Origin of the sequence: Thauera humireducens, assembly GCF_001051995.2 — a bacterium.
Classification (GTDB): Bacteria; Pseudomonadota; Gammaproteobacteria; order Burkholderiales; family Rhodocyclaceae; genus Thauera; species Thauera humireducens.
In genome coordinates, this window is sequence record NZ_CP014646.1 from 3,053,220 (window position 1) to 3,079,122 (window position 25,903).

A 25,903-nucleotide genomic window follows, 5' to 3' on the forward strand; every position below is an offset into this window, starting at 1 on the left:
GCGCGCGTCAGGGTCGCAGCAGGAACAGCAGTCCGGACAGCGTGAACACCGACAGCACGGTCGACAGGAACACGGCCGAGGCGACGGTCGACTGGCAGGCGTTGTAGCGCTGAGCGAACAGGTAGGGCGTGATCCCCGCCGGCAGGGCCGCGAGCAGCACGCCGGTCATCATCCACAACGGGGGCACGTCGAACACCTGCGTGGCCAGCAGCCACACCAGCAGCGGATGCACGACCGTCTTGAGGGCCACCAGCACGGCTGGCTCGCGCAGGTTGCCACCCAGGCTGTAGCGCGTCAGCGAGGCGCCGAGCGCGAACAGCGCGCAGGGCGTGGCCGCACCGCCCAGGCCCTTGGCCACGGCATCGACCGGGCCGGGAATCTCGATGCCCGACAGCGCGAAGGCCAGCCCGCAGGAAAGGCCCCAGATGATCGGCGTGCCCAGCACGCTCCTGCCTAGGTTCAGCAAGGTCGCCGCCGCCGACTGCTTGCCGCCGCGCGCGGCCTCGATCAGCGCGGTGGTGGGCGGCAGCATCAGCAGGCTGTGGCAGGCAATCATCACGAACAGGGGCAAGGCCGCAGACGGACCGTAGGCGGTCATCACCAGCGGGATGCCGAGCATGCCGGTATTCGAGAAGCCGGCGCCGAGGCCCAGTACCGCCTGCTCGTCGGTACGGCGCGCGAACAGGGCGCGCGCCGCCACCATCGCCATGCCGAACACGCCAAAGGCGCCGATGTAGTAGGACAGCAGGTAGCCCCAGGGCATCGCCTCCGGCAGATCGGCTTGGGCGATGGCACGGAACAGCATCAAGGGCAGGGCGAAGTTGAACACGAACAGGGACAGCCCGCGATTGGCCGCCTCGTCGAACACGCCGAGGCGCGCCGCGGCATAGCCAAGCGCGAGCGTGCCGAAAACCGGCAGGATGATGCCGAAGATGATGTCCAAGACCCTTCCTTGCTCAGATGGCCGACCGCGCCCACGCGGCACTCAGGCCGGCGGACGCTCCGCCTCTTCCTGCACACGCACGAGACGCTCGCGGCTGTTGGACAGGTGGGTGCGCATCGCCGCCCGCGCCGCCTCGGTGTCCTGCCGGCGAATCGCGTTGTAGATGTCCTCGTGCTCGCGATTGACGCGGTACAGGTAGGCGGCGAAGTCGTCGCCCGCCAGCCGGGCGGTGTTGACCCGGGCACGCGGAATGATGGCTTCGCCCAGGTGCTTCATGAAGTCGGAAAAGTGCGGATTGCCGGTGGCCTTGGCGATTGCGAGGTGGAAGCGGATGTCGGCGCCGACACAGTTGCCCTGGTTGCCCACCGCGTCCTGGAAATCGTCGAGCGCCGCGCGCATCTCGTCGAGCTGGGCGTCGGTGCGGCGCACGGCCGCCAGCGATGCGGCCTCGGTCTCGAGCGCGATGCGCAGTTCCAGGATGGAGATGATGTCACGCACCGTGTGCAAGGTGGCGGGGTCGATGCGCAAGGTGCCCTGCGGCGCGCGGGCCGGCGCCAGCACGAATGAACCGATGCCGTGGCGCGTCTCGACCAGGCCGGCGGCCTGCAGTCGCGAGATCGCCTCGCGTACCACCGTACGGCTGACACCCCGTTCGCGCACGATCTCGGATTCGGTCGGCAGCTTGTCGCCGGGTCGGAGTTCGCCTGTCTGAATGCGCTGCGTCAGGTCGGCCACCACGTCGTGCGCCAGACCGCGGGCGGGGCGGCGCGGTTTCGATGCGGAAGGAAGGGGGTCGGGACTCATGTCGTATCGCGCAGCGCGCCCTCGTCAGTGATCGGCGAGGCGGCAGGCGAGCGCCTGTCGCATGTCGTTGGATTAGGGCTGAATTGTATGTTGTCTGATGTCTTCAGCCAAGCACGCGAATGCTCGTCAGAACCATCACTTGTCAGACATCATCAGTAAAACCTCGGGGATCGGCCTGGTCATCACATCACCAGACACGTCTTGAAGCCCCCATTCATGCAATGCAGTAAGGGTTTGAGCCCTTATCGAAAGCGAAAAAACTCTTTGTATGCGCGCATTTCATGCTGCAAAGCAATAAATAGAATCTTTTCATTCATCAGGAAAAGTCTTGCACGAGGAAAAACCGAATTATAGGATGTCAGACATCTTAAGCCGCAGGACGCAGGAGCCCTCTTCATGAGTCTTTCCCAGCCCGCCAGCCACGCCCCGGTCGTCACCACCATGCGAGTCGTCCCGGTCGCCGGCCAGGACAGCATGCTGCTGAACCTGAGCGGCGCACACGGCCCTTACTTCACCCGCAACATCCTCATCCTGACGGACAGCGCGGGCAATACCGGCCTGGGCGAGGTGCCCGGCGGCGAGAAGATCCGCCAGACGCTGGAAGACGCCCGCAGCCTGATCGTCGGACAACCGGTCGGCAACTGGAACGCCGTGCTCAATGCCATGCGCCAGCGCTTCGCCGACCGCGATGCCGGCGGCCGCGGCCTGCAGACCTTCGACCTGCGCGTGACCATCCACGCCGTCACCGCGGTCGAGGCCGCGCTGCTCGACCTGCTCGGCCAGCATCTGGGCGTGCCGGTCGCGGCCCTGCTCGGCGAAGGCCAGCAGCGCACGGAAGTCGAGATGCTCGGCTACCTGTTCTTCATCGCCGATCGCAACCGGACCGACCTGAAATACCGCAGCGAAGCGGACGCCGACGAAGCCTGGTTCCGCGTGCGCAACGAGGAAGCAATGACACCCGAGGGTGTGGTGCGCCTGGCCGAGGCCGCCCACGCGCGCTACGGCTTCAACGACTTCAAGCTCAAGGGCGGCGTGCTGCGCGGCGAGGAAGAGGTGGAAGCCGTCCGTGCCCTGCACGAACGCTTCCCGCAGGCACGCGTGACGCTCGACCCCAACGGCGGCTGGCTGCTGAAGGATGCGGTGCGCCTGCTGCGCGACCTGCACGGCGTGCTGGCCTACGCGGAAGACCCCTGCGGCGCCGAAGGCGGTTTTTCCGGCCGCGAGGTGATGGCCGAATTCCGCCGCGCGACCGGCCTGCCCACCGCCACCAACATGGTCGCCACCGACTGGCGCCAGATGGGGCATTCGATCCAGTTGCAGTCGGTGGACATCCCGCTCGCCGACCCGCACTTCTGGACGCTGGCCGGTTCGGTGCGGGTGGCGCAGATCTGCCACGAATGGGGCCTGACCTGGGGCTCCCATTCCAACAACCACTTCGACATCTCGCTGGCGATGTTCACCCACTGCGCCGCCGCCGCGCCCGGCCGCATCACTGCCATCGACACCCACTGGATCTGGCAGGAAGGCAGCGAGCGCCTGACGCGTGCGCCACTGCAGATCGTCGACGGCAAGGTCGCCGTGCCGCAGAAGGGCGGCCTGGGCATCGAGCTCGACGAGGACCAGCTCGAGAAGGCCCACCGCTGCTACCTGGAGAACGGCCTCGGCGCGCGCGACGACGCGGTGGCCATGCAATACCTGATCCCAGGCTGGACCTTCGACAACAAGCGGCCGTGCATGGTGCGCTGAGCCGCCACCCCCGACCCCACGTCATTTCATACGATCACGGAGAACTCACATGAAACTCGGATTCATCGGCCTCGGCATCATGGGCGCACCGATGGCGGGCAAGCTGCTCGCGGCCGGTCACGAACTCTTCGCGCAGTCGCGCAGCGGGGTGCCGGCCGAACTGCTGGAGAAGGGCGCCAAGGCCTGCGCCAACGCCCGTGAAGTGGCACAGCAGGCCGACATCGTCTTCCTCATGGTGCCCGACACGCCGCACGTCGGTGAGGTGCTGTTCGGCGAGGACGGCGCCGCCGCAGGCCTGTCCGCCGGCAAGATCGTGGTCGACATGAGCTCGATCTCGCCGATCGCCACCAAGGCATTCGCCCAGCGCATCAACGCACTGGGATGCGAATACCTCGACGCGCCGGTGTCGGGCGGCGAGGTCGGCGCCAAGGCCGGCACCCTGACCATCATGGTCGGCGGCAACGAAGCCACCTTCGAGAAGGTCAGGCCGCTGTTCGAGCTGATGGGCAAGAACGTCACCCTGGTCGGCGGCAACGGTGACGGCCAGACCTGCAAGGTCGCCAACCAGATCATCGTAGCCCTCAACATCGAGGCCGTCGGCGAAGCGCTGCTGTTCGCCTCCAAGGCGGGCGCCGATCCGGCCAAGGTACGCCAGGCGCTGATGGGTGGCTTCGCGTCCTCGCGCATCCTCGAGGTGCATGGCGAGCGCATGATCAAGCGCACCTTCAACCCCGGCTTCCGCATCGAGCTGCACCAGAAGGATCTCAACCTCGCGCTCGAAGGCGCACGGGCCCTGGGGCTGTCGCTGCCCCACACCGCCAGCGCGCTGCAGCTGATGAACGCCTGCACCGCCCACGGCGGCGCGGCCTGGGACCACTCCGGCCTGGTGCAGGCCCTGGAGATCGCCGCCAACCACAAGATCGCCGGCAACTGAGCCCCCGACCCCGACCGCTCTCCCAGGCGGGCGCCATGGACGACGCCCGTCGCCGCGGTGCCTGCCACCTCCAACAGCCCTGACGGAACCGACCATGGACCTGCCCATCAACCGTTTCAAGCACGCCATCCAGTCCGGCCAGAAGCAGATCGGCCTGTGGTCGCACCTGTGCAGCAACATCAGCACCGAGATCCTCGCCCATTGCGGCTACGACTGGCTGCTGCTCGACATGGAGCACTCGCCCAACGAGGTCGGCACCATCCTGTCGCAGTTGCAGGCGATGAACGGCGGCACGGCCTCGGCCATCATCCGCCCCTACTGGAATGACATGGTGCTGTTCAAGCGCCTGCTCGACATCGGCGTGCAGACCCTGCTCGTCCCCTACGTGCAGACCGAGGAAGAGGCCCGCAACGCCGTCGCCTACACGCGCTACCCGACCCAGGGCGTGCGCGGCTACGCCGGCGCGCCGCGCGCGTCCAACTACGGCCGCGTCAAGGATTACGCCCATCGTTGCCAGGACGAGATCTGCGTGCTGGTGCAGGTCGAGACCATCGACGGGCTGAAGAACCTGGAAGCGATCGCCAGCGTGGACGGCATCGACGGCGTCTTCATCGGCCCGGGCGACCTGTCGGCCGCACTCGGCCATCTCGGCAATCCCAAGCACCCGGACGTGCTGGCCGCGATCGAGGACGCGATCCGCCGCATCCAGGCCTGCGGCAAGGCCGCCGGCATCCTGACCGGCGACGAGGCGCTGGCGCAGCGCTACGTCGAACTCGGCTGCCTGTTCGTCGCCGTTGGCGCCGACCAGAACGTGCTGCGCGACGGCGCACAGGCACTGGCTGCACGCTTCAAGGGCTGAACTCCCGCTTCGAACCCAGGACGACCATCATGCTCGACAAACCCGCCTCCCCCATCCGCTTCAAGCGCCTGCTACTGACCGGCGCGGCCGGCAACCTCGGCAAGGTGCTGCGCCCCCGGCTGCGCGCCTACTGCGACGTGCTGCGCGTGAGCCACCGTTCGGACCTCGGCGCCCCCGAGGCCGGCGAAGAGATCATGATCGCCTCGCTGGAAGACAAGGACGCCATGCTGGGCCTGCTCGAAGGCGTCGACGCCGTGGTGCACATGGGCGGCGTATCCACCGAGCAGCCGTGGGAGCCGATCCTCGCCGGCAACATCGTCGGCGCCTACAACCTGTACGAGTCGGCGCGCAAGAACGGGGTCAAGCGCATCATCTTCGCCAGCTCCAACCACGTCACCGGCTTCTACCGCCAGGACGAGGTGATCGACACCCGCGTGCCGGTCCGCCCAGACGGCTTCTACGGTCTGTCCAAGGCCTTCGGCGAGAACCTCGCCCAGCTCTACTTCGACCGCTGGGGCATCGAGACCGTCAGCCTGCGCATCGGCTCGTCCTTCCCGGCCCCGGTCGACCGCCGCATGCTCGCGACCTGGATGAGCTACGACGACCTCGAGCGCCTGGTGGTGGCCGGCCTGACCGCCCCCATCGTCGGCCACAGCGTCATCTACGGCATGTCGGACAACGCCACCACCTGGTGGGACAACACCTACGCCAGACACATCGGCTACCGCCCGCTCGACAGCTCGGACGTCTTCCGCGACGAAGTCGAGGCGCGCCAGCAGACCATCGACCGCAACGATCCGGTCGCGCTGTACCAGGGTGGCGGCTTCGTCACCAAGGGACCGTTCGACTGACCCCGCAATCCCTTTTCATAACCGGCCGCGCACCGCCGCAAGCGGCCTCGTAGCACCTCGCCAAAGGAAGGAGACTCAGATGAAAACCCGCAGGAAGTTCCTCGCCACCGGCGCCCTGATGGCGGCGCTCGGCTTCGCCGGCCTCGCTCCGATGAGCGCCAGTGCGCAGATGGTCATGAAGGCCGCCGACGTCCACCCCGCCGGCTACTCGACCGTGGTCGCGGTCGAGAACATGGGCAAGAAGGTCGAGGCCGCCACCAACGGCCGCATCAAGTTCCAGATGTTCCCCGGCGGCGTGCTCGGCGACGAGAAGACGATGATCGAGCAGACCCAGTTCGGCGCGATCCAGATCCTGCGCACCTCGCTCGGCCCGGTCGGCAACGTGGTGCCCGAGGTCAACGTCTTCAACATGCCCTTCATGTTCCGCGACGAGGCCCACCTGCACGCGGTGCTCGATGGCCCGATCGGCCAGGAGATGCTGGACAAGATCAGCGCCTCGCCGGCCAAGATGGTGGCGCTCGCCTTCACCGTGGCCGGCAGCCGCAGCCTCTACACCAAGAAGCCGGTGCGCACGCCCGACGACCTGAAGGGCCAGAAGATCCGCATGATGGGCAATCCGCTGTTCATCGACACCATGAACGCGATGGGCGGCAACGGCATCTCGATGGGCTACGGCGAAGTCTTCACCGCGCTGCAGACCGGCGTGATCGACGGCGCCGAGAACAACGAGCCCAGCCTGTTCACCTCGAACCACTACACCACCGGCACCAAGTACTACACCCAGACCAAGCACCTGATGATTCCCGAGATCATCGTGATGTCGAAGGTCACCTGGGACAAGCTGTCGGCGGACGACCAGGCGATGTTCAAGAAGCTGGGCCGTGAGGCGCAGATGGAACAGCGCGAGCTGTGGAACAAGAGCGTGGAGGAAAGCGTGGCCAAGCTGAAGGCTGCCGGCGTCGAGTTCATCGAGGTGGACAACAAGCCCTTCTACGATGCCACCGCGCCGGTGCGCGCGAAGTACGGCGAGAAGTACGCCGACCTGATCAAGCGCATCGAAGCCGTCAAGTAAGACCCAAGACGTCTCTCCCAGGGGCCGGTGTTCCGAGCGGGCATCGGCCCCACCTCCGGAGTCTTCTCCAAATGAGTCATCCCTTCGTCCGGCTGATGGACCATCTCTATCACGCCTGCATCTGGGTCGCCGGCCTGTCCATCCTGGCCATGTCCCTGATCATTCCCTGGGGCGTGTTCTCGCGCTACGTGCTGGGCACCGGCTCGCACTGGCCCGAGCCGATCTCGATCATGCTGATGGTGGTGTTCACCTTCGTCGGCGCCGCGGCCAGCTACCGTGCCGGCGGCCACATCGCGGTGGCCATGCTGACCGAGCGCCTGCCCGCGACCCTGCAGGGGCTGTGCGCGAAACTGGTCGACCTGCTGATGGCGGCCATCAGCATTTTCGTCGCCTGGTACGGCATGGACCTGGTGCTGGCCACCATGGGCCAGACCGTCGCCGAACTGCCCTCGATGCCGGTCGGCTACACCTATCTCGCACTGCCGGTCGGCAGCATGATCACCCTGCTGTTCGTCATCGAACGCATCGTCTTCGGCAGCCAGCACATGCGCCCGATCGTGCGCTTCGACGAGCACCACGAAGAACACGCCGAAGGAGGCGCATGATGGACGCCCTGGTCCTGCTCGGCAGTCTCGCCGTCTTCATCGCGATCGGGGTGCCGGTCGCCTATTCGCTGGGCCTGGCGGCGCTGGTCGGCGCGCTGTGGATCGAGCTGCCGCTCGAAGCGGTCATGATCCAGCTCGCCTCCGGGGTCAACAAGTTCTCGCTGCTGGCGATTCCCTTCTTCGTGCTGGCCGGCGCGATCATGGCCGAAGGCGGCATGTCGCGCCGTCTGGTGGCCTTCGCCGGGGTGCTGGTGGGTTTCATCCGCGGCGGGCTGTCGCTGGTGAACATCCTGGCCTCGACCTTCTTCGGCGCCATCTCCGGCTCGTCGGTGGCGGACACGGCCTCGGTCGGCTCGGTGCTGATCCCCGAGATGGAGCGCAAGGGCTATCCGCGCGCCTTTGCCACCGCCGTCACGGTCAGCGGCTCGGTGCAGGCCATCCTGATCCCGCCCAGCCACAACGCGGTGATCTATTCGCTCGCCGCCGGCGGCACGGTGTCGATCGCCAGCCTGTTCATGGCCGGCGTGGTCCCCGGTCTGCTGCTCGGGCTGACGCTGGCGATCATGTGCCTGTTCATCGCCAAGAAGCGCAACTACCCCAAGGGCGACCCGATCCCCTTGCGTCAGGCGTTGAAGATCGTCGGCGAAGCGATGTGGGGCCTGCTGACCATCGTCATCATCCTCGGCGGCATTCTGAGCGGCGTCTTCACCGCCACCGAGTCCGCGGCAATCGCGGTGGTGTACGCCTTCTTCGTCACGATGTTCATCTATCGCGACTACAAGTGGTCGGAACTGCCCAAGCTGATGCACCGCACGGTCAAGACCGTGACCATCGTCATGATCCTGATCGGCTTCGCCGCCGCCTTCGGCTACCTGATGACGCTGATGCAGATCCCGACCAAGGTCACCGCTGCCTTCACCACGGTCTCGGACAACCGCTACGTCATCCTGGCGCTGATCAACGTCATGCTGCTGGCGCTGGGCACGCTGATGGACATGGCCCCGCTGATCCTGATCCTGACCCCGATCCTGCTGCCGGTAGTCACCGCGCTCGGCATCGACCCGGTGCACTTCGGCATGATCATGATGGTGAACCTGGGCATCGGCCTGATCACGCCGCCGGTAGGCACGGTGCTGTTCGTGGGCAGCGCGGTGGCCAAGCTGCCGATCGGCGTGGTGACGAAGGCGACGATGCCCTTCTTCGTCGCACTTTTCACCGTGCTGCTGCTGGTCACCTACATCCCCGGCCTGTCGCTGTGGCTGCCGCGTGCACTGGGTCTGTGAGCCGGCCATGAGCACCGTCGTCTATGTCTCGAACGCCGACAGTGGCGACATCGCCATCCTGTCGATGGCGACCAACGGCAAGCTGGCGCCGCTCGGCACTGCCGAGGTCGGCGGCACGGTGATGCCGCTCGCCGTCAGCCCCTGCCGCCACTTCCTTTACGCGGCGCGGCGCAGCGAACCGATGGCGGTGGTCAGCTTCGCCATCGACCCCATCCACGGCGCGCTGAGCCGCCTGGGCGAAGCGCCGCTGCCGGCCAGCATGGCCTACATCGCCACCGATCGCAGCGGTCGCTGGCTGTTCGCCGCGTCCTACCAGGGTGACGTGGTCACCGTCAGTCCGATCGCTGCCGACGGCCGCGCCGGGCCGGTACGGCAGTCGATCGCCACCGGCCGCCACGCCCACGCCATCCTGCCCGCGCCGTCCAACCGCCACGTGCTCGCCACCAGCCTGGGCGGCGGTGTGGTGATGCAGTTCGCCTTCGACGCCGCGAGCGGGCGGCTGACACCGAACGTCCCCGCCGCACTGACCGTGCGCCCTGGCGCCGGGCCGCGCCACCTGCGCTTCCACCCGAACGGCCGCTTCGTCTATCTGCTCAACGAACTCGACGCCAGCGTGGACGTGCTCGGTTTCGACGCGGACACCGGCACGCTCACGCCGCTGCAGACCGTCGATTCCCTGCCGCCCGGATTCGAGGGCGAACCCTGGGCCGCGGACCTGCAGCTCACGCCGGATGGCCGCTTCCTGTACGCCAGCGAACGCCGTTCGAGCACGCTCGCGGCATTCCGTATCGATGCCGACAGCGGCCGGCTCGCCCTCGTCGGCCACGTGCCGACCGAAATCCAGCCGCGCGGCTTCGCCATCGATAGCCGCGGGCGATGGCTGCTCGCCGTCGGCCAGTTGTCCGACCGGCTCAGCCGTTACGCCATCGACCCCGTCAGCGGCGCGCTGGCTTCCGTGCAGCGCATCGAGGTCGGCCGCAATCCGAACTGGGTCGAGATCGTCGACCTGCCCGCGCCCTGATGCCGGACGCGCCCCTCCCGCCCACGCCGAGCCACGCCATGTCCCACCGCCCCGCCCCGCTCACGATCCGCATGCACCCCGCGGACAACGTCGCCATCGTCGCCAATGACGGCGGCCTGCCGGCTGGCACGGCGCTGCCGAACGGTCTCGTGCTGCGCGAGCCAGTGCCACAGGCCCACAAGGTGGCGCTGGTCGACATCCCCGCCGACACCGCGGTACGGCGCTACGACGTCGCCATCGGCTATGCGCTGAAAGACATCCCGGCCGGCAGCTGGGTACATGAACGCCTGCTGCGGATGCCCGAGGCGCGCGAACTCGACGGCCTGCCGATCGCCACCAGGCGCACCGCGCCCTTGCCGCCGCTGGAGGGCTACACCTTCGAGGGCTTTCGCAACCCCGACGGCTCGGTCGGCACGCGCAACATCCTCGCCATCACCACCACGGTGCAGTGCGTGGCCGGCGTGGTGGATTTCGCGGTCGCGCGCATCAAGGCCGAACTGCTGCCGAAGTACCCCAACGTGGACGACGTCGTCGGGCTGGAACACAGCTATGGCTGCGGCGTGGCGATCGACGCACCCGATGCCATCGTGCCGATCCGCACCCTGCGCAACATCAGCCTCAACCCCAACTTCGGCGGCGAGGTCATGGTCGTCAGCCTGGGCTGCGAGAAGCTGCAGCCCGAACGCCTGCTGCCACCCGGCAGCATCCCCATCGTCGACGAACGCAACGTCGCCGACGTCGGCACCAGTGCGGAACCCGGGCTCGACGTCGTCTGCCTGCAGGACGAACGCCATGTCGGCTTCATGTCCATGATCGAATCGATCATGCGCACCGCCGAGGAACATCTCGAACGCCTCAACGCACGCCGGCGCGAGACGGTGCCGGCCGCCGAACTGGTCGTCGGCGTGCAGTGCGGTGGCAGCGATGCGTTCTCGGGCGTGACCGCCAACCCGGCGGTCGGCTTCGCCACCGACCTGCTGGTGCGGGCCGGCGCCACGGTGATGTTCTCGGAAGTCACCGAGGTGCGCGACGGCATCGACCAGCTCACCGCACGCGCCATCGACGCCGGCGTGGCCGAGGCGATGATCGCGCAGATGGCCTGGTACGACGCCTACCTGCAGCGCGGCCAGGTCGACCGCAGCGCCAACACCACCCCGGGCAACAAGAAGGGCGGGCTGTCGAACATCGTCGAGAAGGCGATGGGCTCGATCATCAAGTCCGGCACCGCCCCCATCTCCGGCGTGCTCGCGCCGGGCGAGAAGCTGAAGCAGAAGGGGCTGATCTATGCCGCGACCCCGGCCAGCGACTTCATCTGCGGCACGCTGCAACTGGCCGCGGGCATGAACCTGCACATCTTCACCACCGGTCGCGGCACGCCCTATGGCATGGCAGAATGCCCGGTGATCAAGGTCGCCACCCGCAGCGAACTCGCCCGGCGATGGCATGACCTGATGGATGTCGATGCCGGCCGCATTGCCACCGGCGACGCCACGATCGAAGACGTGGGCTGGGAGCTGTTCCACCTGATGCTCGACGTCGCCAGCGGCCGCAGGAAGACCTGGGCCGAACACTGGAAGCTCGCCAACGCGCTGGTGCTGTTCAACCCCGCACCGGTGACCTGAACCCGCAGCGTCCCCCCGCCATTACATCCGCCGCGCCCCTTCCCTGGAGAACGGGCGCGCATCACAACTTGTACAGGGAGATTCGTACCAATGGACAGTCGCCGCTACTTTACCGGGCCGAGGGCCGTTCTCCTGCTCGCCACACTGTGCTGCATGCTGTGGGGCAGTGCCTACCCGGCAATCAAGAACGGCTATGCCATGTTCGGCATCGCCGCCGACGACATTCCGGGCAAGCTGGTGTTCGCCGGCTGGCGTTTCCTGTTCGCCGGCTGGGTGCTGCTCGTGCTCGCCAGCCTGATGAAGAAGCCCGTGTTCCGGCTGACCGGTCGCGACCTCGGCGCGCTCGGCCTGCTTGGCATCACCCAGACCACGCTGCAGTACGTCTTCTTCTACGTCGGCCTGGCCTACACCACCGGCGTGAAGGGCTCGATCCTGAACGCCACCGGCACCTTCTTCAGCGTGCTGCTGGCGCATTTCATCTATCACAACGACCGCCTGAGCTATCGCAAGGTCCTCGGCTGCACGGTGGGCTTCGCCGGCGTCATGGTGGTCAATCTGGCGGGCGGCGCGGCCGGCTTCGACTTCGAGTTCACGCTGCTGGGCGAGGGCTTCATCGTCATCGCGGCCTTCGTGCTGTCGGCCGCCACCATCTATGGCAAGCGTCTGTCGCAACGCATGGACTCGATGGTGATGACCGGCCACCAGCTCGCCATCGGCGGCGCGGTGCTGCTGGCCATGGGCTATGGCAGCGGGGGCACCCTGCAGGGCTTCACCCTCGCCTCCACCGCGCTGCTGGCCTACATGGTGGTGCTGTCCTCGGCCGCCTTCGCCATCTGGGCGACGCTGCTGAAGTACAACCGCGTCGGCATGGTCACCGTGTACAACTTCCTGATTCCGGTGTTCGGGGCCGTGCTGTCGGCGATCTTCCTCGGCGAGGACATCCTGCAATGGCGCAACGCCCTCGCGCTGGCGATGGTGTCGGCCGGGATCTGGTGGGTGACGACCGAGCGCAGCGCGGAAGCGACGGACGCTGCTGCAGAACGCGCCACCGGCACGAAGGACCGGACCGCCTGAGTGCGAACGGCAATCTCCGTGTCGGACAGGGAATCCTTCAGCACGGACGGGCAGACATGCCCGCGCGGAGGGTGGCGGCAACGTTGCGAGCCGTGAGTTCGACATTCGCCGCCGCCTCGCGCAAGGCGTCATCCAGCGAGCAAGGCGCGTTCAGCACGCTGAACACCGCGTCGATGCCGTGCGCGTAGACGACGCCGACATTGGCCCCGAGCGAGCCGGCGATGCCGATCACCGGCTTGCCGTGGCGCTTGGCCACGCGGGCGACACCGACCGGCGTCTTGCCGTGGACGGTCTGGAAATCGATGCGGCCTTCGCCGGTGATGACGAGATCGGCATCGCGGACGTGGGCCTCGAGTCCGACTGCCGCGGTGACGATCTCGATGCCGGGTTTGAGCGTCGCGCCGAAGAAGGCCAGCATCGCCGCGCCCATGCCACCGGCGGCACCGGCACCGGGTACCTGATCGACCGCGACACCCAGATCACGGTCGATGATGCGGGCGAAATGGGCCAGATTGGCGTCCAGGGTGGGCACCATCCCGGCGGTCGCGCCCTTCTGCGGGCCGAACACGGCCGAGGCACCGCGCGGGCCGGTGAGCGGGTTATCCACATCGCAGGCGACCTCGATGCGACATTCGGCCAGGCGCGGGTCGAGTGCCGACACATCGATGCGCGCCAGCGCCGCCAGCGCCGCACCGCCGGGTGCCAACACCTGCCCATCCCGGTCCAGCAGGCGCGCGCCCAGGGCCTGTACCATGCCGGCCCCGCCATCGTTGGTCGCGCTGCCACCGATGCCGAGGATGAAGCGGCGCGCGCCGGCGTCGAGCGCGCTGCGGATCAGCTCGCCGGTACCGCGCGAGGTGGTGAGGAGCGGATTGCGCCGCGCCGGCGGCACCAGCGCCAGGCCGCTGGCCGCGGCCATCTCGATCACCGCCGTTTCACCGTCTCCGGTGAGCCCGTAGAAGGCCTGCACCGGCTCGCCCAAGGGGTCAGTCACCGCCACCTCCAGCCGTCGCCCGCCGGTCGCGGCGACCATGGCCTCGACCGTGCCCTCGCCACCATCGGCCACCGGCACCAGCACATAGTCGGCCTGCGGGAACACGGCGCGGAAGCCCGCCTCGACCGCCTGTGCAACCTCCAGCGCGGACAGGCTTTCCTTGTATGAATCGGGGGCGATGACGATCTTCATGAACAGGGGGCTCCGGGCGACAAAAGGCTCACGAACAGGACGACACAGCTTAGGGCAGCGCCATCACCGGGTCTTCATGAAATTGCACATAAATGGCGCGTAAAACTGCGCGAAGAATGTGCTTTTTCACATCAATCAACCCTGATCGAGTTCGAGCGCGATGAACAGCAGCAGAACGTCGTCAAGGCGGCCGAGATCCAGTCCGCTGAACTCGCCGATCCGGCGCAAGCGGTAGTCGAGGGTATTGCGATGGACGTGCAGCGCACCGGCCGCGAGCGAGGACTTCATGTCGTGCGCGAACCAGGCGGCAAGCGTGCGCCGCAGGACACCGTCGCGGTCATGTTCCGCCACGCGCTGGAGCGGCCGGCGCAGCTCGTCTGCCTGCCAGCCTTCACCCAGGCCGGCGAGCAGTACCGCCAAGGTCTGGTCTGCATAGCAATGGAGCGCACGCGCCGGCTGGCGACGACGGCCCACGCGCAACACCGTGCGCGCCGACTGATAGGAGCGCACCAGACCGGCACGCCCGGGAAAGACACCGCCCAGCCCCAGCAGCAGGGGGCGCGGCGCCCCGCGCTGGAGGCGGACGAGCAGGGCGTCGACGCGCCCGTGCAGGCGCAAGGGATCATCCCCGGCGCCGGCCACCGGCAGCAGCCCCACGATCTCGCGCAGTGACACGGGTGCGCACAGGACGCCGGGTTCGGCCCGGGCGATCGACTCCAGCACGCGCTGCTGCTCGGCCAGCAGCGCGGTCGCGTCACCCACGGCCGGATCGAGCGCGACCAGCACGGCGACGCGCGGCATGTCCGGATCGACCCCCAGCTTGCGCGCCCAGTCCTCCAGCGCCGGCGTCGGCGTCGCGATGCCGACGAGCTGCAGCACGAGTTCTTCGCGCAAGCGGAGGTCGCGCGCGATGATCCGCATCAGCCACGCCTGCTCCAGCATGGTTTCGGCCGCCATGCGCAGCAGTTCGGCGAACTGCCGGATTGCATCGGGCGCACCACTCAGCCCGATCACCCCGACGATGGCGCCCTCGGCGCGCAAGGGCAGGTTGATGCCCGGGCGGGCATCGTGCAGGCGGCTCGCCAGCGCATCGTCGATCTCCACGGTGCGCCCCTGCGCCAGCACCATCGTCGCGCCCTCGTGCCGCGCACCGAGCCGCGCCGGATCGCCGCTGGCGATGATGATGCCGCGCGCGTCCATCACATTCACGTTGGCGTGCAGGATCTGCATCGTGCGATCGACGATGGACTGGGCGAGCGAGGCATCGAGCAACAGCATGGCGGCAAGGTCGTGCGCACGGGATGGCCCATGCTGCCGCGTCGCCACGGTAGGTACAAGCGCCATCGGACGGTAAACCGCTCAGCCGGGCACGCCCTCGGCTGGCCATATTGCTCACCAACATGCGTCCAAATGTAATTCTCATCCGGTCGCGGTGCCGCAGCGTCGTCAGCGAAGCCCCCTGTCCGCCTGCTGAGAACGGCAGCGTAAGGCACACATCGGCGACGATCCGGCACTGAAACAACTCGTCACGCTCGGTGGGGATCGCCGACGCCTCGCCGTGTTCATATGGATGCCACTGTGCGGAACACGCCAGTTCCGCCTCGAACAACGCAGAAGGAGAACAGCATGAAAGTCCAGACCCTGATTCCCGCCCTCCTGATCACCGTGGCCGCGAGCGGTTGTGCCACATGGGACAACATGTCGTCGCGCGAGAAGAGCGCAGCGACCGGTGCTGCCGTCGGCGGCGTGGCTGGCGCGGTCATTTCCAACGGGGGTGTCCTGGGCACGGTCGGCGGTGCAGCCATCGGTGGTGTGATCGGCGATCAGGTCGGCAAGAAGAAGTAAGCCGCTGCCGCGTCCCCGAGACGCGGACGCCGGATTTTTCCTTTCGCTCTCCTCATTCGGGGCATCGACGCCATGCATGGCCGACATGCCCCGTTTTCTTTCCCGTCTCAGCCCACCGCGCCCATCACCCCGCTGGCCAGCGCAGCGCCAACGACGACCAGCCACGGCGGCAGCCTCCAGAACATCAGTGCCACCAGCGCGAGCAGCGCCAGCGCGAAGTCCGCCGGCCCCAGGACCGCACTCGTCCACACCGGCTGGTAGAGCGCCGCGAGCAGCAGACCGACCACCGCGGCGTTGATCCCCATGAGTGCCGCCTGCATGCGCACGTGGCGACGCAGGCCTTCCCAGAACGGCAGTACGCCGACCACGAGCAGGAAGGCCGGCAGGAAGATCGCCACCAGGCAAAGCAGACCGCCGAGCCAGCCGTTCGGCGCACCCGTCATCGAAGCGCCAAGAAAGGCAGCGAAGGTGAACAGCGGCCCAGGCACGGCCTGTGCAGCACCATAGCCCGCGAGAAAGGTCTCGTTGTCGACCCAGCCATTGGGCACGACTTCCGCCTGCAGCAGCGGCAGCATCACGTGGCCGCCGCCGAAAACCAGCGAACCGGCACGGAAAAACACGTCCATGCGCGCCAATGCGGTCGCGTTCCACCCGTCCGCCAGCAAAGGCAGGACGAGCAAGAGGCCGAAGAACAGGACCAGCGCCGCGATTGCCGCCGGGCGGCCGACGCGGATCGGCAGCGACTCGTGTCCGTCGCGCGCCGCGGGACGAAACCAGGCGAGGCCGACGAGCGCGGCGAGGACGATCACGCCCACCTGCGTCCATGCCGACGGACTCGCCAGCACGATGCAACTCGCCACCGCCATGATGCTGACACGGGACGCATCGGGGCACAGCGTACGCGCCATGCCCCACACTGCCTGGGCCACGACGGCCACGGCGACGACCTTGAGCCCGTGCAGCACGGCCGGCGACAGCAGCGTGTCCTGTGCCGCGACGCCGAACGCGAACAGGATCATCGCGAAGGCCGAAGGCAGGGTGAAACCCGCCCAGGCCGCCAGCGCCCCCGCGTAACCTGCGCGCGACAGACCGAGCGCAATCCCGATCTGGCTGCTTGCCGGACCGGGCAGGAACTGGCACAGCGCCACCAGATCGGCATAGCTGCGCTCGCTGAGCCAGCGCCGGCGGGCGACGAACTCCTCGCGGAAATACCCGATATGCGCCACCGGCCCGCCGAAGGACGTGAGCCCGAGACGCAGGAAAGCCAGGAAGACGGACCACGCGTTGCGGTCGTCGCGAAGGGGTTCGGTCATGGCCGAGTGTCTCGCTGCTGGATCAACGGCAGGGATTATCGATTATTCCCCGTGACGCACGATCGTGCCTCGCGACTAACCAGGCTCTCGGGAATGCGGGCCGGCACGCATAGTCAGGCACTGAAGATATCTGCCCGAGCGGACTGCGAACCCCGCAAGGCAGCCCCGTAGTTCCTTGATAGAATTGCGCTTGTCCCGCCTCGCCCAAACCCGCGCAGGCGGTTTTTCTTTCTGCCGACGACTCTCGATGACCACCACCCCCTATCCGCCCGAGTTGCTGCGCGACGTCGAAAAGCGCCGCACCTTCGCCATCATCGCCCACCCCGACGCGGGCAAGACCACGCTGACCGAGAAGCTGCTGCTGTTCGGCGGCGCGATCCAGCTCGCCGGCACGGTGAAGGCGCGCAAGTCCGCACGCCATGCCACCTCGGACTGGATGGAAGTGGAAAAGCAGCGCGGCATCTCGGTATCGAGCTCGGTGATGCAGTTCGAGTACATGGACCACACCGTCAACCTGCTCGACACCCCGGGCCACGAGGACTTCTCCGAGGATACCTACCGCGTGCTCACCGCCGTGGACGCGGCGGTGATGGTGATCGACGCCGCCAAGGGGGTGGAGGCGCAGACCATCAAGCTGCTCGAGGTCTGCCGGCTGCGCAACACGCCCATCATCACCTTCGTCAACAAGATGGACCGCGAGGTACGCGAGCCCTTCGAACTGCTCGCCGAAATCGAGGACGTCCTCAAGATCACCTGCGCGCCGGTGACCTGGCCGCTGGGCATGGGCAAGGCCTTCCGCGGTGTCTACCACCTGCTGCAGGATCAGGTCCTGACCTTCACCCCCGGCCAAGAGCGGCGCAGCGACGCTGAAGTGCTGAAGGGCATCGCCAACCCCGAACTGGATGCACGCTTCCCAATGGAAGTAGGCCAGTTGCGTGAGGACGTCGAGCTCATCGAGGGTGCCTCGCCGCCCTTCGATCTCGACGAATTCCTGGCGGGCAAGCAGACCCCGGTGTTCTTCGGCTCCGGTATCAACAACTTCGGCGTGCAGGAGATCCTGCAGTCACTGATCGACTGGGCGCCGCCGCCCCAGGCGCGACTCGCGGGCACCGGTGCCGACGGCACGCGCATGGTGCAGCCGGCCGAACCGGCCTTCACCGGCTTCGTCTTCAAGATCCAGGCCAACATGGACCCGAAGCACCGCGACCGCATCGCCTTCTTCCGCATCTGCTCGGGTCGCTACACGGCCGGCATGAAGGTCAAGCACGTGCGCGCCGGTCGCGACATGAAGCTCGCCAACGTGCTCACGTTCATGGCCAATGAGCGCGTGATCATGGAAGACGGCGTCGCCGGCGACATCGTCGGCATCCACAACCATGGCCAGTTGCAGATCGGCGATACCCTGACCGAAGGCGAGAACCTCGGCTTCAAGGGCATCCCGTACTTCTCGCCGGAAATGTTCCGCGCCGCTCGCCTGCGCGACCCGCTCAAGTCCAAGCAACTGCAGAAGGGTTTGCAGGAACTGGGCGAAGAAGGCGCCATCCAGGTGTTCGAACTCGAAGGCGGCCAGATGCTGCTCGGCGCGGTCGGCGTACTGCAGTTCGAGATCGTCGCCCAGCGCCTCAAGGACGAGTACAAGGTCGATGCCATCTTCGAGCCCGCCGACATCCACACCGCGCGCTGGCTCACCTTCCCCGACGACGTCACCCGCCGCAACTTCGAGCGCGAGCAGGCGCTGCGCCTGGGCAAGGACATCGACGGCAATCCGGTGTATCTGGCCACCAGCCGCTACAATCTGGAAGTCACCGCCGAGAAGTGGCCGAAGGTGACCTTCCACGCCACACGCGAGCATGGGGAAGTGCTGGGCTGATTCCCACTCCCCAGAGTCGGCACGCTGACGCCTGCCGACTCCGCGCAGCTCAACGCGCCGACAGCGCCTCTCCAATCCCCGCACCGATCTCGCGCTGGCGTCCGATGGCCCGGGTGATCTGGGTCACCACCTCCACACGCCTTTTCGCCCCGGACTGGATTTCGGTCATTGCATCGCGTGCGCTCGATGCAAGCGCCAGTCCCTCATCGACGATGCAGAGCGTGTCGCGTACCGCATCGGACGCATCGCGCGACGTGCTGTTGAGATCGGCTGCAATCCGACCAATGCGTTCGCTGGCACTGCGCGCCTGCTCGGCCAGCTTTCGAACCTCGTCGGCCACGACCGCAAAGCCCCGGCCGGCCTCACCTGCCCGTGCGGCCTCGATGGCGGCATTGAGCGCCAGCAGGTTGGTCTGCTCGGAAATCTGCGTGATCGAGGCAACGATGCTGCGAATCTCGCCTGACTGCGCGGCCAGCGCGGTGAGATCCTGCTGCGCGCGGAGCAGACCGGCACCCAGCTTTTCGATCGACCCACGGGCGCGTGACATCAGCTCGGCCCCGGTCGCCACATTGCCACCACTCACCTTGGCGAGGGTATTCGCCTCGTCCATGTCGGCCAGGGTTCGATCCACCAGCCCGATCAGCTCATGCGTGAGTGCGAGCGCGCGGCTTTCCGCTTGCTGCAAGCGTTCCAGTCGCGTTGCAGCATCCGTGAGCTCAGCGGCCGGCTGCGCACATGCCTGAGCCTCGTGCAGGCTGAGCTGCAGGCGCTCGACCTCGTCCTGCGCCCGCGAACACCTGCCTTCAAGCGCCGCAACCAGCGCCGCCTGCTCGTTCGCCGCCCTCGCACTGCGCACACTCGATCCCGCCGCGGCCATGACGCACAACAGCGCAAGCCCGACAGGGACGGGAGCCAAATCAGTCGCCAGGAAGAAACTTGCAACCATGAACGCCGCGGACAACAGCCAAAGCGCGACCACGGCATTGAATCGGGAAATCGAGTTGAGATCGGACATTGCTCGGCGTCGTAGCTGAAGTAGGCCCTCAGCTTAATACGACAACCTGAAAATATCGAGATTTTGCCTCTCGATAAGGGCGAGGGGCATCAGTTGCCGGTGACGATCCCCTCGACGACCTTCTTGCCCTCCGAATACAGCGCCACCTGTCCGTCCTCGAACTCGACATTCATGCAGGCGGTGTTGCCCTTGAGCTTGCCGTCCAGCCATTCGCGGCAGTAGCGCGCCTGCTCGTCCACCCACCAGCGCGCCTTGGCACCGGTGGTGTCGGTCAGCATGCCATCGCTACCGAACTTGAGCGTGTAGGCGGACTCGGTGCGCAGATACACGCCGATGAAGGTGGCGCCGCTCAACAGCTGTTCGACTTCGGCCTTGCTGGTGATGAAGTTCTGCGCCAGCGCACCACCGGCCGCTGCAGACAATGCCAGCGCCGCCGCCAGGGCGCGTCCCGTGTTCCCGAGCTTCAGCTTCATGTTCGTCCTCATGTACGTACTTTCGGTCGATCGATGCGGAATGTCCCGCGATTGTCCATCTGCCGCGTGCGCCGCCGCCCCGTTCAGCCGCGTGCGCCCAGACGGCCCACGAGACCACGCAGGGTCTCCTGCAGGTCGGCCGGCATCACCACCACCTTGGAGCTGCCGGACTCGCCCAGCTTCTCGAGCGAGGCGATGTATTTCTCGCCCAGCAGGTAGAGCATCGGCGTCGTCTGGTCGCCGATGCTGGCCGTCACGCGGCGGATGGACTCGGCCGAGGCTTCCGCCAGCATGACCTGGGCGTTGGCGTCGCGCTTGGCGGATTCCAGCCGTGCCTCGGCTTCGAGGATGGCCGCCTGCTTGGCGCCTTCGGCCTTGGTCACCGCCGCCTTGCGCTCGCGCTCCGCTGCGGCCTGCAGCTCCATCGCTCTCTGCATCGATTGCGAGGGCTTGATGTCCTGGATCTCGACCGACTTCACCGTCAGCCCCCAGTCCACCGCCTCGTCGGCGATGCTCTCGCGCAGCCGCGCCTTGATCTTGTCGCGCGAGGAAAGCGCCTCGTCCAGCTCCATTTCGCCGACGATCGAGCGCAATGTCGTCATGATCAGGTTGCGGATCGCCTCGGAGAAATCGGTCACGCCATACACCGCCTTGACCGGGTCGGTGACCTTCACGAACGCGATGGCATTGGTCAGGATCACCGCGTTGTCACGGGTGATGACTTCCTGTTCCTGCACGTCGAGGATGATGTCCTTCGTCACCAGCTTGTAGGCGACGTTGTCAAGGTAGGGAATCAGAATGTTGAGGCCGGGACGCAAGGTGGCGTGGTACTTGCCCAGGCGCTCGACCACCCATTCCTCGCCTTGCGCCACCAGGCGCACGCCCTTGGCGATGGTGATGACGACAAACACCAGGATGGCGAGCGCAATGGCGAGGCCTTCGGTCATGAGTTCTTCCTTTCGTTTGAATTGATCAGGCCTTCGTCACCTTGACGAAGCTGCCTTCGACGCTGACGACACGCACGCGCTCGCCGGCCGCGATCGCGGTCTCCGCCATGCAGGCCCACTCCTCGGCGCCCAGCACCGGCCGCTGGAAACGCACCCTGCCGCGCTGGAAGGGGGCGACGGCACTGACCAGCAGACCCACCTCGCCGATCACCTCGCCCGCAGCCGTGCCGACGAGGGTCTTGTGCTGCGACCGCTTGAACACGCGGAACCACAGCACCGCCATTGCCACGGACGCGACGATCCAGGCCGCGATCTGCGTCGTCAGCGACAGTTCCGGCGCGACCAGCAACACCAGTCCGACCAGCAGCGCGCCGAAGCCGAACCAGATGACGAAGAAGGCCGGCACCGCCAGCTCCAGCAGCACCAGCCCCAGACCAGCCAGCTCCCAGTGCCACCATTCGATGATCAAGGCGTTTTCCATGGCGAGACTTTAGCGCACCCCGACGGCAAACGGATTTGACCTGTCGCAGGGCGCAGTGGGAAAGCTGTGGTTCCAGGGGGGGCGAAGTTGTGGACAACGATGATTCCGGTCTGGCGACGCGTTTCCATCAACAAATGATCCCGCGCTTCAAGCCCAGATATGAACGGCTTTATACAGATTGCAAATACCTGTTTTTATAGGTTAAAAACGACTTATCCACAGAAATCGCCGGTACACTATGTTTACAGTCTTTTAAATATATAAAACCTGTGTACACCCAGAAGAAAAAAAGCGCCGACCGCAGCCGACGCCTTTTCTACAGCCCCTTCGGGACAGGAATCAGAACGGCGGATCGTCCGCTGCAGGCTGCACGACTGCGGAAGACGACGGTGCCAAGGCCGTCGACGGCTCGGCCGCGACAAAGGCGATTTCGCCCCCGAGTGCCTGCACCACTGCCGGCAGCAGATGCGTCAGTTCACCTGTCATCAAGGCAAACTCAGCGTTGAACAGCGCTTCCGCGTCTTCCTTCTCGCCATCGATCTGGTCACGCACGACATCGAGGAAGTCCAGTCGCTTGATCTCGAGCTTTTCGGTGAGCACGAAGCTGACGCGGTCGTCGAAGGTCAGTGCCAGCCGGGTCGGCAGCTTGCCGGCTTCCAGATGGCCCTTCACTTCGTCACCGTCCAGTGTGTGACGCACGTAGCGCACCGCGGCCTTGTCCTCGCTGACCGAGCGCAGTTCGCAGTCTTGGTCGATGGTGAAGCCCGCCGGTGCCTCGCCACCGGCCAGCCAGTCGGCCATCGCCGACATCGGCGACAGTTCGGTGCGCAGCAGCGTCAGCGGAAAGCTGTCGAGGGTGTGGCGCAGTTGCTCGAGCATGTCCTCGGCCTTGCTCTGGCTCGCAGCGTCGATGACCAGCCAGCCATTGACCGGGTCGATCCAGGCGAACATCCGGCGACGACGGGTGAAGGCGCGCGGCAGGAGCTCCTGCGTGACCTGATCGCGCAGTTCCTTCATCTGCTTGCGACCGAGCTTGTAGCCCTGCTGCTCGGCAAGCTCCTCGGCGCGCTCGTCGGCCTCCTGCTTGACCACGGCCGAGGGCAGCAGACGGTGCTCGAAACCGAGCGAAACCAGCCACTGGTCACCGACGGCGTGCACCAGCACGTCATTGTTCAGCGGCGACAACCAGCCGCGGCTCTCCATGTCCTGGCTGCCGCAGGGATGGAAGGGCTTCTTCGCCAGTTGTTCCTCGAGGCGCTCGGCACTCATGTCCCACTTGGCGGGCAGGCGATAGATCTGCAGGTTCTTGAACCACATGGGGGTCTTTCCTTGTCGTGAACGAATACACGCCCGCTGCCGGGGCAACGGGCGCGGTCAATGGCGGGGATTACTGCTGCAGACCGCCGGATGCGGCGATCATGCGGATGACGCGAACGGTATCGACGTCGGACTGGTGGTAAGCCGAGCGCACGAAGTCGGCATAACGCGCATCGTCGCTATCCGCAGTTTCAGGCAGCGTGGTCTGGTAGCAGAAGCGCAGGAACAGCGCACCGGCCTGCGGTTCATCGATGCGAATCGTCAGGCTTCCCCCGGGATGCTGTGCGTTCGCCTCCGACTCGAAGCGAATCCAGTCGAAAGGACTGAACGTGACGCGGTCTCGAATGACCACGCCACCGAAGTCGAGGTCGCGCACCAGGCCAGCGTCGCTGCGCTCGACGATACGACAGGCTTCGAGACCCGGCAGGAAGGGACGGGCGTCCTCTGCCCGGCACAAGAGGCCGAACCACAACTCCTCGCGCGTCAGCGGATCCTGCAGGGGGTTAGCGAGATCGTTGACCTCGATCAGATGTTCGAATTTCAAGGGCATCTCCTGTGCAGGCGCGACAGTTTACCCCGTCGACCGGCCGGGCCGGGATACCATGCGCGCCATGCAACTCGAACGACTTCTCCATGCCCAGGGCTTCGGCAGCCGCAAGGAATGCCGCGCCCTGATCCGTGCCGGCCACGTCAGCGTCGCCGGCGTTTCCTGCGAAGACCCCTATGCGGATTTCGACCCCGGCAGCAGCGATGGTTCGGCCGGCCTCGAATTCAGTGTCGGCGACGAAACCTGGCGCTTTCGTGCCAAGGCCTACCTGATGCTGCACAAGCCCACGGGCTACGAGTGCTCGCACAAGCCGACCTTCCATCCCTCGGTCTTCACGCTGCTGCCGCCACAGATGCTGCTGCGCGACGTGCAGTGTGTCGGCCGGCTGGACCAGGACACGACCGGGCTGCTCCTGCTGTCGGACGACGGGCAGTTCATCCACCAGTGGAGCTCGGGCAAGAAGCGCACGCCGAAGGTGTATGAGGTGACGCTGAAGCATGCGGTCGGCGAGGATTTCGTCGCCCAGCTGCTCGCCGGCGTCGAGCTGCATGACGAACCGGCGCCGATCGCGGCGGCGGCCTGCGAACTGACATCCGAAACGACCCTGCGCCTGACGATCTGCGAAGGCAAGTATCACCAGGTCAAGCGCATGATCGCCGCCGCGGGCAACCGCGTCGAAGCCCTGCACCGCAGCCGAGTCGGCGGACTCTCGCTGGACCCCGCACTGGCGCCGGGCGAGTGGCGCTGGCTGGAAGCGGCCGACCTGCAGACGCTGGCCGACTACGCCTGAATCAACGCTGGCTTCGGGCCGGCGTTCAGAAACGCATTTCCAGGCCGGCTCCGACGGCCCAGCTGCGGTCGCGCTCGCGATCCTCGTGGCCCCGGGGCCAGAAATGGCCGACGATGAACTCCGCCAGCAGCCAGTCGCGATAGACGGGTTGCAGCCACTTCAGGCGGATGCCGTATTCGCCCACGTCGGTTTCCGCGCCGGTTTCACCACTGGCCAACGCCTCGAGCGACAGCAGCCTGGTATCGCCGAAGGTCTTGAACATCCCGATGCTGCTCGACCACGCGAAGCCGTCGGTTTCCTTGGTGAGGGTCGCCGCGTTCTGCCATTTCAGCGCCAGCGATGGCGAATAGGCGTGCTCGAGGTTGATTGCTGTGGTCGAACCCAAGCCGTCGCTGGCACGCCAGAACACCGTCTCGCGGAACTCGGCGCTGTTCGATGCCGAAAGCGCCCATGACCTGCGATAGCGTGCCTGTGCGTAGGGCTTGATGCCCCCCCGCACCCCGACCCGCAGATCGACATAGTCACGCAGGTTGAAACCCAACCCAAGGAAGCCGGTCTGGTCCGCGCTTCGACGCTCGCGCAGCAGCTGCTGTTCGCGGGAAAAGGTCTCCGGCTGGTCAGAGATCAGCTCGCGCTCGTTCTCCTGTCCGAAGAACACGTAGGCCTTGTCCTTCAGGTTCGGCAGGTCGAATCGGGCACGAAAGCGCACGCTGGTGCTGCTGCCGTCGTCTTCACGCCAGCTGGCGCGAATGCCCAGTCGGCCGTGCGACACCTTGCCGCCGTCGGCAAAGGGCTTGTCGCCGAACCAGTCGTTCACCTCTTCGCCCAGCCAGTGCGCGAATTCGCGAACCTTGCGCCGGGTCGTGTCGACGAAATCCTCCGATTCGTGTTCCGCGCCCGCAAGCCGCTGAGTGGGGGGCGCCGCAGGTGTCGTCCGCGCATCGTTGTCCCGCACATGCGGTGAGGTCGTGCCTGCACACCCTGCGAGTGCAACCACCAGGGCGAAGTGCCAGAAACGCCGGCAGATCATGACTGCCTCCCTTTGGGCCTTTCTTGTCCTTCCGATTCTACGCCGGTCTGTTCGACGGGGTTTTGCAGGGTCCACTGTCGTGCGGCGGGCAGCCAGATGGGGGAAGGTTTGTTTGTTCTGTTTTTCTTTTAATTTAAATAATAAAGATGTAAACAGTCGGGCAAAAACTGTGGATAAGTCCTGTGCGCCCTTGAAGGACAGGGTTTTGGCTGCGGTAAAACACCGTGGACAAACCCCGTAGACCGCTGTGCGTGAATTGTCCATCGTTTTTCGAC

General features: G+C 66.3%; 25 protein-coding genes. 13 read left to right on the forward strand and 12 right to left on the reverse strand.

What is annotated here, in order from left to right:
- Positions 1–7 precede the first annotated feature (7 nt).
- Complete coding sequence (locus AC731_RS14315; RefSeq protein WP_048707048.1) at positions 8–943, reverse strand: AEC family transporter; 936 nt, start codon at positions 941–943, stop codon at positions 8–10.
- Between the two features lie 42 nt (positions 944–985).
- Complete coding sequence (locus tag AC731_RS14320; protein ID WP_004263401.1) at positions 986–1,747, reverse strand: FadR/GntR family transcriptional regulator; 762 nt, start codon at positions 1,745–1,747, stop codon at positions 986–988.
- Between the two features lie 396 nt (positions 1,748–2,143).
- Between AC731_RS14320 and gudD the strand changes: the two genes are divergently transcribed.
- The 10 genes from gudD to AC731_RS14370 all read left to right on the forward strand — a co-directional run bounded on the left by gudD (position 2,144) and on the right by AC731_RS14370 (position 12,814).
- Positions 2,144–3,493: a glucarate dehydratase gene (gudD, locus tag AC731_RS14325; protein WP_048707051.1), complete on the forward strand. Its 1,350-nt coding sequence runs from the start codon at positions 2,144–2,146 to the stop codon at positions 3,491–3,493.
- Positions 3,494–3,542: 49 nt separating this feature from the next.
- Positions 3,543–4,427 (forward strand): 2-hydroxy-3-oxopropionate reductase, encoded by an 885-nt coding sequence (gene glxR, locus AC731_RS14330; protein WP_048707053.1) that lies wholly within the window; start codon positions 3,543–3,545, stop codon positions 4,425–4,427.
- A 94-nt stretch (positions 4,428–4,521) separates the two neighbouring features.
- A complete protein-coding gene (locus AC731_RS14335) occupies positions 4,522–5,286 on the forward strand; it encodes an aldolase/citrate lyase family protein (RefSeq protein ID WP_004263406.1) in 765 nt (254 codons plus the stop codon).
- A 29-nt stretch (positions 5,287–5,315) separates the two neighbouring features.
- Entirely contained in the window at positions 5,316–6,137 is an 822-nt protein-coding gene (locus tag AC731_RS14340) for an NAD-dependent epimerase/dehydratase family protein (RefSeq protein ID WP_004263409.1), read from the forward strand.
- Positions 6,138–6,216: 79 nt separating this feature from the next.
- Positions 6,217–7,209, forward strand: coding sequence for a TRAP transporter substrate-binding protein (locus tag AC731_RS14345; RefSeq protein ID WP_004263414.1), 993 nt, complete (start codon positions 6,217–6,219; stop codon positions 7,207–7,209).
- Positions 7,210–7,280: 71 nt separating this feature from the next.
- On the forward strand, positions 7,281–7,814 hold the full coding sequence (locus AC731_RS14350) for a TRAP transporter small permease (protein ID WP_048707056.1): 534 nt from the start codon (positions 7,281–7,283) through the stop codon (positions 7,812–7,814).
- Positions 7,811–9,097: a TRAP transporter large permease gene (locus AC731_RS14355; protein ID WP_232435116.1), complete on the forward strand. Its 1,287-nt coding sequence runs from the start codon at positions 7,811–7,813 to the stop codon at positions 9,095–9,097. Before AC731_RS14350 ends, AC731_RS14355 begins: the two co-directional genes overlap by 4 nt.
- Before the next feature lie 7 nt (positions 9,098–9,104).
- Positions 9,105–10,118 carry a lactonase family protein gene (locus tag AC731_RS14360; RefSeq protein WP_048707060.1) on the forward strand — a complete coding sequence of 338 codons (1,014 nt, stop codon included), beginning with the start codon at positions 9,105–9,107 and terminating at the stop codon, positions 10,116–10,118.
- A 38-nt stretch (positions 10,119–10,156) separates the two neighbouring features.
- Positions 10,157–11,740, forward strand: coding sequence for a galactarate dehydratase (gene garD / locus AC731_RS14365; RefSeq protein WP_048707063.1), 1,584 nt, complete (start codon positions 10,157–10,159; stop codon positions 11,738–11,740).
- 90 nt (positions 11,741–11,830) lie between these two features.
- Positions 11,831–12,814: a DMT family transporter gene (locus tag AC731_RS14370; RefSeq protein ID WP_048707065.1), complete on the forward strand. Its 984-nt coding sequence runs from the start codon at positions 11,831–11,833 to the stop codon at positions 12,812–12,814.
- A 37-nt stretch (positions 12,815–12,851) separates the two neighbouring features.
- Here the strand turns inward: AC731_RS14370 and AC731_RS14375 are convergent, their stop codons facing one another.
- Together AC731_RS14375 and AC731_RS14380 are read right to left on the reverse strand one after the other, a co-directional pair.
- Positions 12,852–14,000, reverse strand: coding sequence for a glycerate kinase (locus tag AC731_RS14375; protein WP_048707067.1), 1,149 nt, complete (start codon positions 13,998–14,000; stop codon positions 12,852–12,854).
- Positions 14,001–14,135: 135 nt separating this feature from the next.
- Complete coding sequence (locus AC731_RS14380; RefSeq protein WP_237266539.1) at positions 14,136–15,344, reverse strand: sugar diacid recognition domain-containing protein; 1,209 nt, start codon at positions 15,342–15,344, stop codon at positions 14,136–14,138.
- 282 nt (positions 15,345–15,626) lie between these two features.
- Here AC731_RS14380 and AC731_RS14385 point away from each other — a divergent pair, with 282 nt between their 5' ends.
- Complete coding sequence (locus AC731_RS14385) at positions 15,627–15,845, forward strand: glycine zipper 2TM domain-containing protein (protein WP_004263444.1); 219 nt, start codon at positions 15,627–15,629, stop codon at positions 15,843–15,845.
- A 107-nt stretch (positions 15,846–15,952) separates the two neighbouring features.
- Here the strand turns inward: AC731_RS14385 and chrA are convergent, their stop codons facing one another.
- Positions 15,953–17,158 (reverse strand): chromate efflux transporter, encoded by a 1,206-nt coding sequence (gene chrA / locus AC731_RS14390; RefSeq protein ID WP_048707071.1) that lies wholly within the window; start codon positions 17,156–17,158, stop codon positions 15,953–15,955.
- 247 nt (positions 17,159–17,405) lie between these two features.
- Here chrA and AC731_RS14395 point away from each other — a divergent pair, with 247 nt between their 5' ends.
- Entirely contained in the window at positions 17,406–19,028 is a 1,623-nt protein-coding gene (locus AC731_RS14395) for a peptide chain release factor 3 (protein WP_048707074.1), read from the forward strand.
- Between the two features lie 49 nt (positions 19,029–19,077).
- On the opposite strand, the gene AC731_RS20390 is transcribed toward AC731_RS14395, so the two are convergent.
- The 6 genes from AC731_RS20390 to AC731_RS14425 all read right to left on the reverse strand — a co-directional run bounded on the left by AC731_RS20390 (position 19,078) and on the right by AC731_RS14425 (position 23,805).
- Positions 19,078–20,043 (reverse strand): methyl-accepting chemotaxis protein, encoded by a 966-nt coding sequence (locus AC731_RS20390; RefSeq protein WP_048707076.1) that lies wholly within the window; start codon positions 20,041–20,043, stop codon positions 19,078–19,080.
- A gap of 89 nt (positions 20,044–20,132) precedes the next feature.
- Positions 20,133–20,516, reverse strand: coding sequence for a hypothetical protein (locus tag AC731_RS14405; RefSeq protein ID WP_048707078.1), 384 nt, complete (start codon positions 20,514–20,516; stop codon positions 20,133–20,135).
- An 83-nt stretch (positions 20,517–20,599) separates the two neighbouring features.
- Positions 20,600–21,463, reverse strand: a complete 864-nt coding sequence (locus AC731_RS14410) for an SPFH domain-containing protein (RefSeq protein ID WP_004263469.1) — start codon at positions 21,461–21,463, stop codon at positions 20,600–20,602.
- Between the two features lie 25 nt (positions 21,464–21,488).
- Complete coding sequence (locus tag AC731_RS14415; RefSeq protein WP_004263475.1) at positions 21,489–21,944, reverse strand: NfeD family protein; 456 nt, start codon at positions 21,942–21,944, stop codon at positions 21,489–21,491.
- Between the two features lie 339 nt (positions 21,945–22,283).
- Positions 22,284–23,261, reverse strand: coding sequence for a recombination-associated protein RdgC (locus AC731_RS14420; RefSeq protein WP_004263480.1), 978 nt, complete (start codon positions 23,259–23,261; stop codon positions 22,284–22,286).
- 70 nt (positions 23,262–23,331) lie between these two features.
- A complete protein-coding gene (locus AC731_RS14425) occupies positions 23,332–23,805 on the reverse strand; it encodes an SRPBCC family protein (protein WP_004263482.1) in 474 nt (157 codons plus the stop codon).
- 58 nt (positions 23,806–23,863) lie between these two features.
- Here AC731_RS14425 and AC731_RS14430 point away from each other — a divergent pair, with 58 nt between their 5' ends.
- The gene (locus AC731_RS14430) at positions 23,864–24,598 is read left to right on the forward strand and encodes a 16S rRNA pseudouridine(516) synthase (RefSeq protein ID WP_004263484.1); all 735 of its coding nucleotides are present in this window, start codon (positions 23,864–23,866) and stop codon (positions 24,596–24,598) included.
- Between the two features lie 25 nt (positions 24,599–24,623).
- Here AC731_RS14430 and AC731_RS14435 read toward each other — a convergent pair whose 3' ends face one another.
- Positions 24,624–25,892 (reverse strand): hypothetical protein, encoded by a 1,269-nt coding sequence (locus AC731_RS14435; RefSeq protein ID WP_237266540.1) that lies wholly within the window; start codon positions 25,890–25,892, stop codon positions 24,624–24,626.
- Between the last annotated feature and the right edge of the window lie 11 nt (positions 25,893–25,903).